This is a genomic window from Umezawaea sp. Da 62-37 (assembly GCF_032460545.1).
GTDB lineage: Bacteria > Actinomycetota > Actinomycetes > Mycobacteriales > Pseudonocardiaceae > Umezawaea.
Genome location: NZ_CP135965.1, coordinates 1525840 through 1541343 on the forward strand (window position 1 = coordinate 1525840; position 15504 = coordinate 1541343).

Annotated in this window: 15 protein-coding genes and 1 pseudogene; 5 read left to right on the forward strand and 11 right to left on the reverse strand. The window is 70.3% G+C overall.

Features of this window, described 5'->3' with window-relative positions; all coding sequences use genetic code 11:
• Positions 1–720: 720 nt before the first annotated feature.
• The 4 genes and pseudogenes from RM788_RS06405 to RM788_RS52915 all read right to left on the reverse strand — a co-directional run.
• Positions 721–1407 (reverse strand): NPCBM/NEW2 domain-containing protein, encoded by a 687-nt coding sequence (locus RM788_RS06405; protein ID WP_315930577.1) that lies wholly within the window; start codon positions 1405–1407, stop codon positions 721–723.
• 406 nt (positions 1408–1813) lie between these two features.
• Positions 1814–2116, reverse strand: coding sequence for an AzlD domain-containing protein (locus tag RM788_RS06410; protein ID WP_315930578.1), 303 nt, complete (start codon positions 2114–2116; stop codon positions 1814–1816).
• Positions 2113–2289 carry a hypothetical protein gene (locus tag RM788_RS06415; RefSeq protein ID WP_315930580.1) on the reverse strand — a complete coding sequence of 59 codons (177 nt, stop codon included), beginning with the start codon at positions 2287–2289 and terminating at the stop codon, positions 2113–2115. Before RM788_RS06415 ends, RM788_RS06410 begins: the two co-directional genes overlap by 4 nt.
• An 86-nt stretch (positions 2290–2375) precedes the next feature.
• A pseudogene (locus RM788_RS52915) lies at positions 2376–2738 on the reverse strand (AzlC family ABC transporter permease); the annotation flags it as partial.
• Between the two features lie 205 nt (positions 2739–2943).
• Between RM788_RS52915 and RM788_RS06425 the strand changes: the two are divergent.
• Genes RM788_RS06425 through RM788_RS06440 form a run of 4 tightly spaced genes read left to right on the forward strand, consistent with a single transcriptional unit; the run spans position 2944 to position 4982 of the window.
• On the forward strand, positions 2944–3045 hold the full coding sequence (locus RM788_RS06425) for a helix-turn-helix domain-containing protein (protein WP_315930582.1): 102 nt from the start codon (positions 2944–2946) through the stop codon (positions 3043–3045).
• Between the two features lie 30 nt (positions 3046–3075).
• Complete coding sequence (locus tag RM788_RS06430; RefSeq protein ID WP_315930583.1) at positions 3076–3516, forward strand: hypothetical protein; 441 nt, start codon at positions 3076–3078, stop codon at positions 3514–3516.
• A 1-nt stretch (position 3517) separates the two neighbouring features.
• Positions 3518–3871 (forward strand): LysR substrate-binding domain-containing protein, encoded by a 354-nt coding sequence (locus tag RM788_RS06435; RefSeq protein WP_315930584.1) that lies wholly within the window; start codon positions 3518–3520, stop codon positions 3869–3871.
• Between the two features lie 40 nt (positions 3872–3911).
• Positions 3912–4982: a S66 peptidase family protein gene (locus tag RM788_RS06440; protein ID WP_315930585.1), complete on the forward strand. Its 1071-nt coding sequence runs from the start codon at positions 3912–3914 to the stop codon at positions 4980–4982.
• Here RM788_RS06440 and RM788_RS06445 read toward each other — a convergent pair.
• From RM788_RS06445 to RM788_RS06465, 5 genes are all read right to left on the reverse strand, one after another.
• On the reverse strand, positions 4909–6333 hold the full coding sequence (locus RM788_RS06445) for a hypothetical protein (protein ID WP_315930587.1): 1425 nt from the start codon (positions 6331–6333) through the stop codon (positions 4909–4911). The genes RM788_RS06440 and RM788_RS06445 overlap by 74 nt on opposite strands.
• Before the next feature lie 338 nt (positions 6334–6671).
• Positions 6672–7247: an SRPBCC family protein gene (locus RM788_RS06450; RefSeq protein ID WP_315930588.1), complete on the reverse strand. Its 576-nt coding sequence runs from the start codon at positions 7245–7247 to the stop codon at positions 6672–6674.
• A 135-nt stretch (positions 7248–7382) separates the two neighbouring features.
• Positions 7383–8150: a DinB family protein gene (locus RM788_RS06455; RefSeq protein WP_315930589.1), complete on the reverse strand. Its 768-nt coding sequence runs from the start codon at positions 8148–8150 to the stop codon at positions 7383–7385.
• A 32-nt stretch (positions 8151–8182) separates the two neighbouring features.
• Complete coding sequence (locus RM788_RS06460; protein WP_315930590.1) at positions 8183–9493, reverse strand: hypothetical protein; 1311 nt, start codon at positions 9491–9493, stop codon at positions 8183–8185.
• 117 nt (positions 9494–9610) lie between these two features.
• Complete coding sequence (locus tag RM788_RS06465; RefSeq protein ID WP_315930591.1) at positions 9611–10066, reverse strand: GNAT family N-acetyltransferase; 456 nt, start codon at positions 10064–10066, stop codon at positions 9611–9613.
• Between the two features lie 190 nt (positions 10067–10256).
• Between RM788_RS06465 and RM788_RS06470 the strand changes: the two genes are divergently transcribed.
• The gene (locus RM788_RS06470; RefSeq protein WP_315930592.1) at positions 10257–11714 is read left to right on the forward strand and encodes a putative adhesin; all 1458 of its coding nucleotides are present in this window, start codon (positions 10257–10259) and stop codon (positions 11712–11714) included.
• Between the two features lie 90 nt (positions 11715–11804).
• On the opposite strand, the gene RM788_RS06475 is transcribed toward RM788_RS06470, so the two are convergent.
• Together RM788_RS06475 and RM788_RS06480 are read right to left on the reverse strand one after the other, a co-directional pair.
• A complete protein-coding gene (locus RM788_RS06475) occupies positions 11805–13151 on the reverse strand; it encodes a serine hydrolase domain-containing protein (RefSeq protein ID WP_315930593.1) in 1347 nt (448 codons plus the stop codon).
• A gap of 143 nt (positions 13152–13294) precedes the next feature.
• Positions 13295–15457 carry a hypothetical protein gene (locus RM788_RS06480; RefSeq protein ID WP_315930594.1) on the reverse strand — a complete coding sequence of 721 codons (2163 nt, stop codon included), beginning with the start codon at positions 15455–15457 and terminating at the stop codon, positions 13295–13297.
• Positions 15458–15504: the final 47 nt, after the last annotated feature.

Consider the following 15504-nt stretch of genomic DNA (forward strand, 5'->3'; position numbering starts at 1 on the left):
CGACCAACGCCCACCCCATGCCTCACCAGCCGGACCCTCCGGCCGACCGCCACCACAACCGACCTCACCCCCCACTGCAACGCACAACTGCGGAGATCACCGGTTCGAGACCAGCCGACCATCCACCCATGCCGCATGGGCACGTCCGGCCAGGTGCGCTGTCATGCCGATGTGCGCTTGTTGAGTGGTGCAACACGGTGGGGTGTCGCGACGATGTGGGTGCAATGGTGTTCTGAGGAGTGCTGGTGATCAGATCGGCTCGGCGGGTGTTACTCAGTCATACCTCCGAACCGAGGGACCGCATCGCACGGATTGAACTCGTCCCGTCGACCACCTTCTTCGCCTCCAGCGGAAGAAACTAAAGCACCGACGAGATCCACCCAAAATTTCGATCGATCCTGCGGACCGCCACTGTTGCCGGGCGATCCGTATACAGGTCGCCCGGAAACATGCACACGTACTCTTCTACATCGACGCTGGAATGGTCATCGACGTCCTTATTTCTGGGCAGCCAGCGCAGGTCACCGACTACCGATACAAGACCGATAACCAAGCCGGGCCAACCTGCGGCTTCCTCCAAGGCGAAAATGAGTCCACGACTCAAGTCCCGCAGAACTCGTCACCGTCCTGCACACGGGCCGTTGGCACCAAATTACAACTTGCACCTCAGCACTCGAACAGGAATGCTTCCCAACGGTCAACCGGAACCTCGCCGCACTCTTATGACACCCCATCCACAATGACCGGGTCAATCCAGGCAGCCAGCACGGGCTCATCGGATTCGTTTGCCACTCGGATGCCGAAGCGGGTCTGCCCAGAGATGTCAGCCTCGATGTTATCGAGGGTGCCACGAGCAACTACTTTAGTGACGGATGGCTGCCCGTCGATGGTGATGGTAAAGATCACTGAGGCCCCAGTCGGCGCGTCATCGGAAACTCCGACCTTTGCCCGAAGAACGGCAGAGGCAATTGGTCGGACGGTGTACTCCTCTACGTACGCGAAGTCACCAACGTAGTTGGCGAACGGCTTCGCGACCTTGGCTTGTGTGTACAGAGTGCCGTTCACCGCTACTGGCAGGTGGGAGTACGCCTCATCCAGCGGGGTCAACGACAGCAGGGACGTATCCCCTGGGCCGGACTTGCTTGCGGTGGTTGTCGGCTGACCAGTAGTGGGCGACTGACTGCCGACAGAGGGCTTGGAAGGGTTTGTCGGTCCAGGAGTGTCTGATCTAGATGTTCCCCCATCATCGAGGGTCCGGTCGACGGAAGGAGTGAGAGTGATGCGTGTGAAAGTAATACTCACCGCAGCGATGCCCACGATCAATGCCACCAGGGCGGCGCCCCCCACACGGCAGAGTGGGACATCGCGGTAAACCCACAGGTGGCCTGCACTGGCGACGATGGCCACTCCGGCCACGACAGCGATAACTGTGCTAGATGTCGTCGTCAACGCGAGCGCGACTATGGCCGAGGCATCGGCGACGAGTCCAGCGCCGGGTAAGAACGGGTTAGGTCGCTTCGCAGTTGCTTGTTGAGTCAAGACGGCTCCCCTCATCGAAGTCGCCGATCATAAAGGTCAGACCGAAGCAGGCAACAACGTGTTGGCCGAAGTCACTCAACAGCATCCAACCGCAACGTGACAGATATTCACTTTTGCGCCATTTCGCTCCCGCTGACTCACACGATCCGGCTCCTGCCTGGAAGAACACCCGCTCATGCTGCTGGTCTATGTGTTCGTCAAACCGACGTTACGAGTAACGGCGCATAGCAATGCCGGTCCAGCCATACCCCGTCCAACTCGTCGCGCCGCCGGTTCAGGCGATGAGGCGGATGCCCGCGGTGGTGGCGACAGCGGCAATCAGCGCGACCACGAGCGGCGCACGGACGGCGAGCGCGATCAGGCCAGCGGTGAGGCCTGCGAGTCGGGCGTCGAGGGTGAGGTGCTGGCCGTGGGTAAGGGTGCCGGTGACCACGAGGGAGGTGATCAGCGCGGGGGTGAGCAGGGTGATGACGCGTTGCAGGGCCGCGGGTGGGGTGCGGCCGCCTGCGAGCAGGGGGCCGCAGGCCTTGAGGGCGAGGCTGCCCAGGGTGAGGGCTGCGATGAGGATCCAGGTCATGGGCGGCGGACTCCGATAAGGGCGGCGGTGGCGGCGAGGACGATGGGGATCCCGGAGGGCAGGAACGGGGTGGCGGCGACGGTGATGCAGGCGGCCAGTGCCACCACCCTGGACCGGTGGTTCTCGGCGAAGTCGGGCAGCAGCAAGCTGAGGTAGAACACGGGGAACGGCACGTCCAGGCCCACCAGGTGGGGTCGGCGATGGCGTTGGCAGCGGTCGCCTCGACCGCGGTGCCCCCGACCCAGGAGACGTACTGCAACGGGGCGGCCCAGATCAGGGCGCAGGGGTCGAATCCGCCGCCGGTCTGGCGGGCGATGACGAAGGAGGCGTCGGCCAGGGTGGCCGCGGTGGCGGTGCGGCGCCACGGGGAGCCGGTGACGTCGGGGGCGATCGCGAACTCCATGGGCAGGTAGCGGGCGTTGCCGAGCAGGCCGGTGCCTGCCGCGACCCAGAGTCCGCCGCCGGCGGAGAGCACCGTCAGCGCGGCGAACTGGGCGGTCCCCGACCAGACGAGCATGGACATCACGACCGCGGCAGGCACGCCGATCACCGGGGCGGCCAGCAGCCCGAACGTGAGCCCGATCGCGGCGGTCGGCAGTGCCAGGGGTAGCGCGGGACGCATCCGGCGCCAAGCCGGTCCGGCTTTCACCGGCGAGGCTTCCCGTGCTCGGGCAGAGGTGGCGGAGCGTCGCCGCGTCGCAGGCGGGTACCGCGCACGGCCACGTCCTCGCGGCGTGCGGGGATCTCTTGGGATATGTGGCGAGCGTCTGCCCCGACGACCCTGTAGACAAGACCCCAACCGCTCAAGTGGGGGTGAAGCAGAACTGATGGATCCGTACCGCCTGAGGGTGCTGCGCGAACTCGGCGAACGCGGAAGCCTGGCCGCGGTCGCCCGCGCCCTGCACGTCAGCCCGTCGGCGGTGTCCTAACAGCTCGGTGCCCTGCAACACATCGTCGCGGTGCCGCTGACCGAGCGGCGGGGTCGCGTCCTGGTCCTCACCGACGCCGGTGCCGCCCTGGCCGCGGCCGCCGTTGACGTCGCGACTGCCCTGGATCGCGCCGATCGGGCGGTGCGGGACCACCTGGAAGACCCCCGCGCCCCGGTGGGCTTGGCGGGTTTCCACAGCGCGGCCCTGACCTACTTCCTATCCCTGCTCACCAGGTTGGCCCGCCAAGGCAGCCCGCCAGTGTCCTGCGCCGACGCCGATGTCACCCACGCGGGCGTCCCCGCACTGGTCGCCGACTTCGACCTCGTGCTCGCCCAACGGTTGGACCACACGCCACACTGGCCGGTCCATCGACTGACCGCGATCCCCTGCTCGTCGGGATCCTCCGCAGTCATCCGCTCGCCGAGCGGGACGTGCTCACCGCCGCCGACGTCGCGGCGAACCGTGGATTAGCGTGCACGACGGGTACCCCCTGCAACCGACCCTGGCCCTGATCGCCGCCGCCGCGGGCAGGCCGCTGACCGTCACCCACCGGATCAACGACCTCACCGTCGCCGCGGCCGTCGTCGCGTCCGGCTCGGCGTTGGCGGTGCTGCCTGCCTACACGACGCCACCCCGCGCCGACGTCCTCCTGCGGGAACTCACCGATGTCCGATCAGGCAGCTCCATCGATGTCCTGACCCGTCCCGAAACCCTCCACCGGGCCAGCGCCCGCCACGTCCTGGACGTCCTGCGCGCCCTTGTCACCGCCAGCGCGGCGACGGGCGGACCAGCGGGAGCGGAGCGCTGGGGTCGGAACGCGGGGTAAATGCGTCGCGCGTCGTCGCGGGTGTCGGGACACTGCGCCGGTGACCGATTCCGCTGAGCCTCGACTGCTTCGACCTCGCGCCCTCAAGCCAGGCGATCTCGTCGTCATCGCATCGCTGTCCGGACCGCTGCACGCCGTCTACGAGCCCGACCTCGAGCAGGCGGTGGTCGTGCTGGAGCGGATGGGGTTCCGCGTGCGCCGGGCACCGCTGCTCGAAGCGGGGCGGCGGCGTTGGTGGAGCGCTGCCACGCCGGCGGAGATCGCCGAGGAGTTCAACGTTCTTCTGCGGGATCCCGAGGTGCGCGCGATCATCGCGCACGACGGCGGTCAGACGGTGCTCGGTTACCTCGACCTGATCGACGTCGAGGCCGTGATCGCCGACCCCAAACCGATCCTCGGCTACAGCGACATCTCGCTGCTGCACCTGGTCCTCTACGCGCGGACGGGCCTGGTCGGGTTCCACGCCGACCTGGCCACCCCCGGACTCGGCGGGCACTGGCAGGCCGCGACCGCGGGGCGCCGAGCGGAACTGGAGGCGCTCTACTCGACGTTGCTGACCAGCACCGAGCCGATCGGCGCGCTGCCCACCAGCCCGACGTGGGAGTGCTGGCGTGCCGGTCGTGCCGAAGGTCCGCTGATCGGCGGGGTGATCAACCGGATCGTGCTGGCGCAGGCAACGCCGTACGCGCTGCCGCTCGACCGGTTCGACGGCGCGGTGCTGTTCTGGGAGGAGATGGGCGGCCTGGCGTCGTACGTGTGGAGCTACCTGCATGTAATGCGCCACTGCGGAATCCTCGATCGGATCTCCGGCATGGTCGTGGGCGTCCCCCACGCGATCGACGGCCTCGACACGCCGGACGCGTCCCCGAGCCTCGCCGAGATAGTCCTCGACGTCCTCGGCGACCGCGACATCCCGGTCCTGGGCAACGTCGAGATCGGGCACGCGGGCCCGAACCTGCCGATGCCGGTCGGCATCCGCGTCGGCCTCGACGCGGGACAGCGGACGTTGTCGCTGCTCGAACCGGCGGTACGGCCGCTCAACGGGTCAGTCCCAAGTGGAATCGCAGCAGGTGCGTCTGATGGGGCCCGAGAACGGCCTCGTGGTCGGTGAGCAGCGCGGTCAGCTCGTCCGCGCGTGCTCCGTCGGGGAAGGAGTACGTCGTCGCGGCGTCACGAGCCAGCCAGTTGCCGAGGTCGGACCGGGCGGCCGCGCGGATGGCGGGCACGGGATCGTCGATGAGGTGGAGGTCGACGCTGACCCTCGTCCACGTGCCATGCGCCCGAAGCAGGTGGCAGGCGGCGGTTCGGACGTGGAGCGGGTGTGGCTGATCGAGCAACAGCCGCAGGGAGCGCTCGTCCAGCGTGCCCGCCTGACGGCGCAGTGAGAGCGCCACCTGTCGCGTCACCGAGGAGACCGGGTCGGTGAGCAGTGGCAGGAGCAGGTGCGGTGACGTGTTGCCAAGCCGCCGCAGTGCGCGGACCGCTTCGACTCGACCGCGTGACGAGGAGTGGGCCAGCCACGGCCGGAGCAGATCGATGTCGGAGTGGGTTCCGACCTCGCCCAGACCGGCGATCACGGAGGGGTTGGGCGGCTGCCGCGCGGCGAGCAGCGCCCGGTACCGGTCGGCCGGGTCTGCACCGGCGCGGCGCACGATGGCCTGCGCGGTCGCGCGCACGAGCGCGCTGCGGTCAGCCAGCGCCCCGGTAGCCGGATCGACCTCGCCCGCGGCTCCCAGGGAGCGCACGGCCTCGGCGCGCACCAACGCCGTTCCGCTGGCGAGCAGCCGGCGTGGGACGTCGTGATCGCCAATGGCCCGCGCCGCGCGGATGGCGGCTTCCGCGCACATGACCCGGATCGGCAGGTGGCTGTCGGTTGTCGCCGTACGCAGCATCCGGTCGACATCGAGCCGACCCGCGTCCAGAGCGATGACGTGCGCGGTCCGTCTGGTGCGCCGGTCCTCGGCAGCCAACGCGGCGACCATGGCTTCGGGCGGGCCGTTGCGGAGCAGACCGTCCAGGGCGTCGCCTAGCCAGCCACCCGCCTGCCTGGCCTGCAGGGCGAAAGCGACCGGTGCCAGCACGGTGACCACCTCGGTCGGCATGCGGTCGAAGTACTGCCGGCAGACCCCGCGGGCACGATCGCGGACCTCGGTCACCCAGTCCGCCGCGCGCAGCGCCAACACCGGCAACACGACGACGTCGTCCAGTTCGGAGATCGCGGCCACGGCGGCTTCCCGCACGAAGCCGTCCGGGTGGCACGCGGAGAGCAGTACCTCCAACGGTTCGGGTCGACCGGTGGCAAGACGGCGGGCGGCGGTGTCGGTCCGTCGATTCCAGTGCCACAGGTTCCGCCGGGCGGAGACGTCCAACGCGATCCACACCCGCGGGTCCGCCGCGATCAAAGCGCGTGACGCGTGTGCGATCAGATCGGCGTCCCCGCTGCGGCTGACCGCGAGGAGCAACGACGCGAGGTCATGTGCGGCGTCGACTCGCCCACTCGACGCACCATCGACAGCACGGTCGAACTCTTCCGGACTGGGGATTGCGGAAGGCACGTCTTCCGGCAGTCGGTCGGGCCGCCTGCGCAGTCGCCTGGTCAGCCAGTCACCGAGAGCACCCACAGTTCCCCATTCGCAGAAGGCGACGCACTCACCTGGCGGTGGCACACGGATTTTGCCCGTTGCGCGCAACTCCACCACGCGGCCAATCGGAACCGGAGCCGGGTAGACCTTCTCGATAATCGGAGACCGGCAGGTCAGCTCTACTGCGAGCGCTGGCCGGCCGGTGTCGGGCGTGGTGCTCAGTGGTGATCGGACCGCGACTCGGCGGTGTCCTTCAGCCTGTGCGCCCAGTCGGTGAGGCCCTGGTCGAGGTTGGTCTGGTTGCCGGGGATGTCGGCTTCGACGGGAGGGCCTGCCCAGGATTCCTCGGTGGTCGCGAGGACGCCGTCGCTGGTTTGCTTGAAGGTCCAGAGGTGTACGCCGGTGATGCCGTTCACGGGTGCGCCCCAGGCGGTGCAGCGCAGTGGTGTGATCGTCTTGATCGTCGACTCGACGTTCATGTTCTGCGGAGACCAGGTGAAGACCGAGCCCGGTCGCAGCGGTCCTGGCGTTTTCTTGTGCGCCGGGGTGATCTCGGGGATCCAGCCCTCCCAGTTGTCGATGTCGGCGTGCAGGCGCCACACCTCGGCGAGCGGTGCCTTGATGAGAACGCTGGCGCGGCTGATCACCGGAGCGGTCTTGTCGACCGTGACGCCCCGGCACACCTGGCGGGGCCCGGAGTTGGCGGCCGTGGCCGGTGCCTGGACCGACAGGAGCATCACCGTGCCCAGTGCTGCGGTGCCGATGCCACGTGCGAATCCGCGTTGTGCATTCATCGAAATCGGTCCTTCTCGGTCGGGGCCTGCTCCGGCGTAACGCCCTGCTTGAGCCTCACATGCTTACAGGCGTAACCGTACGACTGTTAGCTCATTGAAAGCAAGCCCCGCCGCCAATGGACAGGGGCTTGGCGATTACTGCGATCCAGGCGCGGCGGCCTCGATCACCGCGAGGTCGCGCACCGCGTAGCGGTGGTGCTCGGCTTCTTCCTTCAGCACGACCTTGAGGCAGCGGCGCACGACGTACTCCTGGTCCGGGTACGGGTCCGCGGGTTTGCGGCCGCAGACCCGGTCGAGTTCGGCAGTGGTGAGCCCGTCGACGACACGGCGCATCGTGGCCATGCGGGCGAGCCGTGGCGCGAGCACCTGGTCGAGCGTCGGGGTGGCGTCGAGGGTGAGGCCGAGTTTCGCCGACTCCTCAGGCGGCATTCCGCCTGCCGGGAAACCGAAGGGGTGGTAGGGCGTTTCCTCTTCGAGCACGGCGTTGCCGAGCCAGGCGTCGCCGGCGAACAGCAGGTGCCGTTGGGTTTCGACGAACGACCACTCGCCGTCGACCTGTTGGTGCTGTGCGGCGTCGGGTAGCAGCCGCACCCGGTCGAGGGTCGCGCTCCACTGCGTTTCGACGGCGTTCCAGGCAGCCTGGTAGTCCTCGACGGACACGGCGTTGCGCGCCAGCGCTCGTGCGGGGTGCAGGCGGTCGAGTTCGGACTGGACGTAGGCGGTGACGTCGACGTCGTGGACGACGACGCGTTCGAAGTCACCACCGATGCGCACATCGCTGCCGTAGCAGTCGACGATCTTCAGACCGCTCACCTCGCAGTCGCGGATCTCCAGGCCGGTGAGGTCGCTCAGGTGGATGCGGGCATCGCGGAAGCGGTCGCTCTGGGTGTACTCGGAAACCATCGGAGCAGTCTCGCGCACCGGTGCCGGCCACGTCAGTCGGTTGCGACGACCTGGTCCTTCCACCCCGCCGCGCGAAGTGCGTCGTGGACGGGTTTGCCGCCGTCGGTCTTCAGGACGGGTCTGCGCAGGCGGGTGGTTCTCCTGACCGTCCCGCGGCGCAGCCTGCCGCCTCCTTCCAGGCGGCTGATGAGTTCGAACATCCTCACTACGTCGGCGGTGCGCCCGTGGTCGCCCAGCACCACCAGGTCGTCGAGCAGGAGGTAGGGAGCGGTGTCGTCGACCCGTTGGAGCGCGGCGACCGCGGTCCTGTTCAGTCCTGCCTGGAAATCCGGGCTCATCACGAGGTTCAACCGCCAGGTGACCCTGGCGCGGAAGGAGTCCACCGGGTTGTCGCCCGCGGACCGCGAGTACCGGTCGATCCCGGCGTCCAGCGTCAGGATGAACCCCAGACCCGCGTTGTCGTCGACGTAGACGCGGTTCCAGGTCCCCTTGTAGCCGTCCGCCCGGCACTTCTCCTTGAGGTCCGCGATGTCCGCCGTGCCGGGCACGCCGACCGAGTCGAGCAGCGAGCCCAGGTTGTCCTGCGGCACCTTGACCGTGGCCTTCCGGAGCACGCCGTTGCGCACGACCGCGATGACACCGCCGTCCAACGCGGCTTTCAGGTCGTCCTTCGACTGGTCCGCCGACCGCGTGCGCTTCCCGGTGCGCTCGGTGAGCATCTCGGAGGTGATGAGTTCGGTGTTGTCGCCCTCCGGCGTGAACCGCCGGTCGACGCCGACGACGGGCGGGCGAGCGACAGCCTCCTGGTAGGTCCGTGCGACCGGGTCCCAGAACCTCGTCAAGGTGGAGTCGTAGTAGCGGATGTCGGCGTCCTGCTGCGCCACAGGGGCCGGTGTGGTGATCTCGCCCCAGTCGGCCACGTCCTCGGCCGTGAAGGGAACCCACGACTCGCCGTCCTCGGAGTAGACGTCACCGATGCGTGGGACCCGTTCCCCTTCGGGCAGTTCCGCGATGGGCACCCAGCCGAACGTCTCGTCGTAGACCTTCGACATGTCCGGTCGGAAGTAGCGTCCCACCGGGGATTCCTGCCCCACGGGCTGCCGCTCGTCCTCATGGGCGACACCGGCCGTGGACATCGCCGTGAAGGCGTCCCGGAGGTAGCGGAGGAGCGCATCAGGTTCGTCCTCGCCGACTTCCGCGATCAACTCGTCGAGCAGCTCGTGGTCGTATTCGGGCAGCGCGGCCCTGACCTCGTCCACGCTGGCCTTGCCCGACCAGAAATCCCTGTCCTCGGCCACCTTCTCGATGAGGGTGCCGTACCGGTCCCAATTCTCGACAGCCATGGGTCCGAGTATCGGCAGCACTTCGGCACGGGTGGGGGAATTCCTGCTGCCCGATGGGGCGCGCCGCTGTGCCCCACCGCGCAGCCGTCGCCGCTGGAGGCGCTCAGTCCACCGCGCTCAGTCCACCGCGGTCGGTTCGACGTGTCCCAGCGAGTCACCGCGGCTGAACCACACCGAGTCCTCCTCGACGAAGGAGTGCCGCGCGTAGAACCGCCGCGCCCGGTCGTTGTGCCGCTCGGTTTCGAGCATCATCCGGGGAATGCCGAGGCCGGCGCAGTGCTCGTAGACCTCCTCGATCACCCGGCCCCCGACGCCGGTGCCGCGCGAGCGCACGTAGAGCTCGTCGAGCAGGGCGTGCCTGCCGCCGGACTCGATCGAGTAGCCCCACGTGACGACCGCGTAGCCCGAGTCGAACATCCAGACCTGGCCGAAGAGGTCGTCGCGCAGCAGCGGACCGAGCGCTTCCGCGACGACGGCGCCGTCGTGGACGTGGCCGTCGACGGCGTAGAACTCGCGCACCATCTCGGCCAGCTCGGGCAGGTCTTCGGGGGTCGCACGTCTGATCACCGTCACCGGCCGAAGTTAACACCTGGCCGACCGGCCGGCCCGGTCGTCGGGTCCCGATCGCCTTCGGCGCGGTCCACTTCGGACTCCACCACTGCCCGGAAGGGCGAAGCCCTGCGCTTTCCGCGTCCCCACCGGGCCGCGCGGCGCGCGTGGCCGCGACGACGATCGGGGAAGTCCCGGACAGAGCGGAGGAGCCGTGCCAGGTGTGATCGCCACCGGCCACAGCGCGTGGCACCCGTCCGCCGCGGAGCCGTTCGTCACCGTGCCCGAGGGCATGCGCGTGCTCTTCTTCCAGGAGCCGCTGCACCTGCTCGCGGACACGGTCGGCAGGCGGCTCGAACAGCTGGACGACACCGCGTTCCGCGATCCCACGGGCGTCGCGGAGGCGGGCAGCAGGTGTCGCGACTACTCGCTCACCCACCCGTCGATGCTCGACTTCGCCAGAGTCCCCGCCGACCACCCGGAGTACCGGCAGGTCATTCCCGAGCAGGGGCGGACGGTCAGGCTGTCGGAGATCCTGCATGACCCGGCCAACGCGGGCCGGACCGTCTACTGGGGAGCGTGCCTGGCCGTCGACCTGGAGCACCGCGGTGGGGTGCACGTCGGCGTCAACACGGGGTGGAGCGGTACGAGCGCTCCGGGGGACGGGACGAAGACCGGCGCCTACCTCTCGCCCGGCGACCTGGACGCGGCGGTGCGCGACGACCCGCTCCGCCAACGGCTCGTCGCGGCGGGCGGGGACGTCGAGTCCGTCGAACCGGGGCTGTACGTGGACAAGCTGACCGCCAGGGCGATTCCGGACGGCGCCTCGGCCCAGGACCTCGCCTCGGTCGTGGCGGTCCTGGCCAACGCCAAGGAGTCCCCCGACTGGCTGGCGGCCGCGTTCGTCGGGCTGGACCACGCCGACCGCAGGGGGTTGCTGCTCAACGACACCACGCGCTGGTGGCTGGCCGACCTCGGCCTGCACGTCCCGGAGTCGGTGTCGGACGGCGCGGTGGAGGTGGACGACCCGCGCTACTGGATCGCGGACGACCACTCCCTCGACGTCGACGCGGTCGTCCGGCGCAACCACGAGGTGCTGAAAGCGCTGGAGGCGCAGGACTTCGAGCCGGTGGTCCACTGCGACGGGCTGGTGGTCGTCGGCACGGGCCACCACCCGATGACGACCAAGTGGGTCACCGGTCGGGAGATCGAGTCCGCCGGGTCGGTGACGGCGGTCGTGGTCGACCGGCACGTGCAGTGGGTCGTGCACGGTTGCCCGGCTTCCCTGCGCGGCACGGTCCACGAGGCGCTGGTCGAGGCGGGCGCGGAGGACGTGTGGTTCGACGCCCCGCCGACGGCGGTCTTCGACGGCGACGTGTTCGAGTCCGCGGTGCGGGGCAACACGACCGCGCTGCTGCACCTCGGCGAGCGGCTCCACGTGCTGGTGGACCACCGGTACACGCTGTTCACGGACGGCGACAGCCACCCGGAACACCTGGTCGAGGAGGTCACCGCCTCGGCGCACTGCGTCGGCACGCTGGAGCGGGGCGACCCCGCGCAACCGGAGGACTACGTCGTCACGGGCGTCGGCGAGGCGTGCGGGTGCGCGTGGAAGGTCGCCACCATGGTCGAACTGGCGGCGGGGCCGGGTGCCCTCCTGCGCTTCGACTGACCGGGCTCCCCTCCCCGGACGGGGTGGGTGGTGTGGCGCCGGGTCCCGTGGCTCGCGACGAGCGCACGGGGCCCGGCGGCCGCAGGTGGATCAGCGCGCCAGCCGGTGCGCCTGCACCTCGAAGTGCAGCCACTCCGGCGCGCCGCCGACCAGGGGGCCGTCGAACGCGACCTCGCGGGACCCCCGGTCGAGGTCCACGACCCAGAGCCGGTCCCCGGCGGGCCGCAGCGGCGCGCGGTGGAACTCCATGGCCGTCCACGGCGCGATGTCCCCGCCGAAGCGCAGCGACAGCACCGGGTCCGGGCCGTCGTGCTCCAGCACCAGCGTGGCGCCGTCCCTGGTGTAGACGGCGGTGCGGGGCAGCGGCCCGCCCGCGGGCGCCGGTTCCGGCAGCGCGGGCACCCGCACGTCGAACGCCTCGGCCAGCACGTGGTCGAGCAGTTCGGCGGCGACCCACTCGCCTTCGAGCGCGTTGGTCAGCACGACCGCGGTGAAGTCCTCGTCGGGCACGATCCGGACCGCCGAGCACTGGTTGCCGATGCACCCGTCGTAGCCCAGCACCCGCAGGCCGTCGAGGTCCCACTCCGCCCAGCCGGGCAGCCACCGGCGGGCGCCGAGCAGGGAGTGCCCCGGTGGCGTCGCGATGCCGGGTCCGGCCATCACCGCGGCGGCGCGCGCGAACCGGCCGGGTCGACCGGGCAGGACCGCGCCGAGGAACCGGGTGAGGTCCTCGGTGGTGGTCGAGAGCAGACCGGCGGGCCCGACCGGGGCGGGCAGCCAGAACGGCTCCTCGACCAGCACGCCGGTGGCGGGGTCGACCACGTGGCCGCGGACCGGCTCGTCGGTGTCGCCGCCCGCGCCCAGGACGGTGTCGGCCATGCCGAGCGGGACGAGGACGCGCTGGGTCAGGAGTTCGGGCCACGGTCGTCCGCCCAGCCGTTCGGCCACGGCGCCGAGCAGGATGAAACCGGAGTTGCAGTAGGAGAAGCGCTCGCCGGGGTCGTGCAGGGCGCCGACGGTCCGGCAGGACGCCACGTACCGGGTGAGCAGGTCGTCGCCGGGCGGCAGGTCGGGGAAGTGGTCGCTCTGCAGGCCGCTGCTGTGGGTGACCACGTGCCTCACGGTGATCCGGGCGGCGAGTCCGGGTTCGGCGAACTCCAGGTCCGGCAGCAGGTGGGCGAGCGGGGTGTCCAGGCCGATGCCGCGTTCGTCCATGAGGGACAGCGCGACCGCGATGGTGGGGATCTTGGAGATGGACCCGATGCCGAACCGCGAGTGCGGCCCGACCGGGAAGGCGGACGCCGTGGACTCCACGCCCGCGACGGCCTTGCGCACGCGGTTGCGGGACACCACCTGGGCGGCGGCGCCGGGGACGGCGAAGTCGGTGAGCAGCTCGTCGAGGAGGGCGCTCAGTTCTAGGTCTAGTCGGATGGCCATGTGACGCACCTCCGGATCCTGGTGACCTCCCGCGGCGTCGCGGAAGGACCTCCACACGAACGACGGCGCCGTGGTGGGCGCGTGCCCGGTCATTCCACCCCGTTGGGGCACCGCGCGCACGACGACCGCCCGCCGGGGGACGCCTAGCCGACCGGCGGGTCCACAACGGTGGTGAGCACGTCGACCTGGGCCGCTCCGGAGACGACGTCCTTCCAGATCCGCGCGACGACGAACGCGGTGTGCGCGTCCGGGTGGTCCGGCTCCAGCGGGTCGGTGGTGAACGGCACGGCGACCACGAGCGAGAACAGCTGCCCCACCCGTTCGGGCGAGGCGTCCGGCTGGAGCCCCGTCACGCCACCGCCCTGCTCGTCGCACGTCCAGGCCTCCTCGGACCACGCGATCGGGTGGTAGTCGCGTTCCCCGAAGGGCCTGATGCCCTCGACGTACTCGGTCGTCACCCACTCCCACGCCTCCTGGGCGAGTTCCCACGCGGTGGCGAACGCGGGTTCGCCCACCCAGAGCGCGTCGACCCCGGCGTCGGAGTGGACGGCCAGGAGGGTGCTGACCAGGGCGTGGTCGGACCGCCGGATCGCACGGACCTCGGCCACGGCCTCGTGGTCGTCGTCCTCGGAGGCCTCCGTCCAGATCGCGCTGTCCCACTCCAGGTCGAACTCGTCGTCCCCGACGGTGAGCCTCGGCCTGCGCTTCACCCGCTCCTTGAGCAGGCTCAGCACGTCCAACCGCCGGAAGCGGCCGTCCTGGTCGATGAACAGCTCGACGGGGTCGCCGCTCGCGGTGGTCCTGGCGCGGACGGCGAAGCCCTCCCGGCCCACCACGTCGATGACCTCGACCTGGTCCAGGTCGATCCCCATCCTCGCGAGCCGCCTGCTCCGGGCGGCGAGCGCCATCAGCGCCTCCGCCGTCCGGGCGGTCTCCGAGGCGACGACCTCCTCCAGCCGGACGCCCTGCTTCCTGGCGTACATCCGCCAGTCGAGGATGTTCGCCCCTCCGCCGACGACCACCGCCACCGGGGCCACGACGTGCCCGATGGTCGACGCGACACCCGCCACCACGCCCGCGACCCGGCCGCTGTGCTCGGCGAGCCTGCCGCCGTGTTCCAACGCGTGCGCGCTCCGCTCGACGACCTCGTCGGCCAGGTTCGACGCCTCGCCCACCTTCGCGGTGCGCTCGGCCAGGAGCAGGCGCCGCTCCCCCGGCACCTCCTCCGCGCCCTTGGTCATGGCGTCGAGCCGCAGCGCGGGGTCGCGCTTGGCCCCGCGCACCGTGTTCCAGCGCTCGATCTTGGCGCCGACCAGCCCGACCGCGGTCAGGAGCCCCGCGAGCACGCCCGTGGCGACACCCGGCACGGCACCCACCCCGCTGAGGGTGAGGGTGGCGCCCGCCACGCCGAGGAGGACGGCTCCGGACCTGATGGCCAGGAAGACGCCGGAGACCTCCGGGTACAGGGTCTCGTAGTGCTCCCGGACGTAGTGCTCCGTCGCCTTGTCGAGCCACTCGTCGAAGCGCACGAGCAACCGGTGGACGGCGGTGGCGACCTCGCCGCGGATCACGTGGTAGTCCCGCGCGGCGGCCTGCACGTCCTGCGCGTACCTGCCGAACGCGCCCCCTTCGTCGCCGGTGTCCTCGTGCGCGCCGAGCCGTCGGAGTTCGGCGCGGGCGGTGGTCAGCCGGGTGTAGCAGGCCTCCAGGTCGGACAGCAGTTCCCCCCGGTGCTCCAGCCCGCCGGGCGGGTCGAAGGCGAGCAGCGTCTGCCGCAGTTCGCCGACGGCCCTGGTGACCTGCTCGTGCTCGTCCGCGATGCCCGCCGCCGCCTCGCGCAGGGTGGTCCCCCGCTCCGCGGCCTCACGCGCGGTCCTCGCCGTGAACAGCTTGCGCTCGACGCCCTCGCGGCCGCGGGCGATCTCGGAGACGAGCGCCGCGAGGTCGGGGAGGAAGTCCTCGCCGTAGAGGTGGTCGAGCTCGCGCAGCACCCGGCGGACGCCCCGGTGGTCGGCTCGGTGCCCCGGATTGGCGTGGAACCACACCAGCGCGTCCTCGACCTGCTCCCACGAGTCGGCCACCTCCAGCACGAGACCCCGCGCCATCCTGGTCCGCACCCAGTGGCCGAACAGGCTGAAGACGACGGCCTGGCCCGGCGAGGTGGCGTCGAGCCGGAACAGCCGCGGCGGCACCTCGACGTCCCGCAACCCCGCGAGCCGCGCGAACGGCACGTCCGGGTGCACCCAGTCGAACGCGCCGCCCAGGTTGGTGAGCTCCTCGGCTCCCTCGAACCCGCCTCTGGTCATCCGCACCGCCTCCTGCCGCTCACCGCCGACGCTAATTGCGCCCACCC

Bases quoted from the DNA above. Each gene is read 5' to 3' on its own strand.
- RM788_RS06410 (WP_315930578.1), bottom strand. From the start codon at position 2,116: ATGACCTGGATCCTCATCGCAGCCCTCACCCTGGGCAGCCTCGCCCTC.
- RM788_RS06425 (WP_315930582.1), top strand. From the start codon at position 2,944: ATGGATCCGTACCGCCTGAGGGTGCTGCGCGAACTCGGCGAACGCGGA.
- RM788_RS06450 (WP_315930588.1), bottom strand. From the start codon at position 7,247: ATGAATGCACAACGCGGATTCGCACGTGGCATCGGCACCGCAGCACTG.
- RM788_RS06455 (WP_315930589.1), bottom strand. From the start codon at position 8,150: ATGGTTTCCGAGTACACCCAGAGCGACCGCTTCCGCGATGCCCGCATC.
- RM788_RS06460 (WP_315930590.1), bottom strand. From the start codon at position 9,493: ATGGCTGTCGAGAATTGGGACCGGTACGGCACCCTCATCGAGAAGGTG.
- RM788_RS06475 (WP_315930593.1), bottom strand. From the start codon at position 13,151: ATGGCCATCCGACTAGACCTAGAACTGAGCGCCCTCCTCGACGAGCTG.
- RM788_RS06480 (WP_315930594.1), bottom strand. From the start codon at position 15,457: ATGACCAGAGGCGGGTTCGAGGGAGCCGAGGAGCTCACCAACCTGGGC.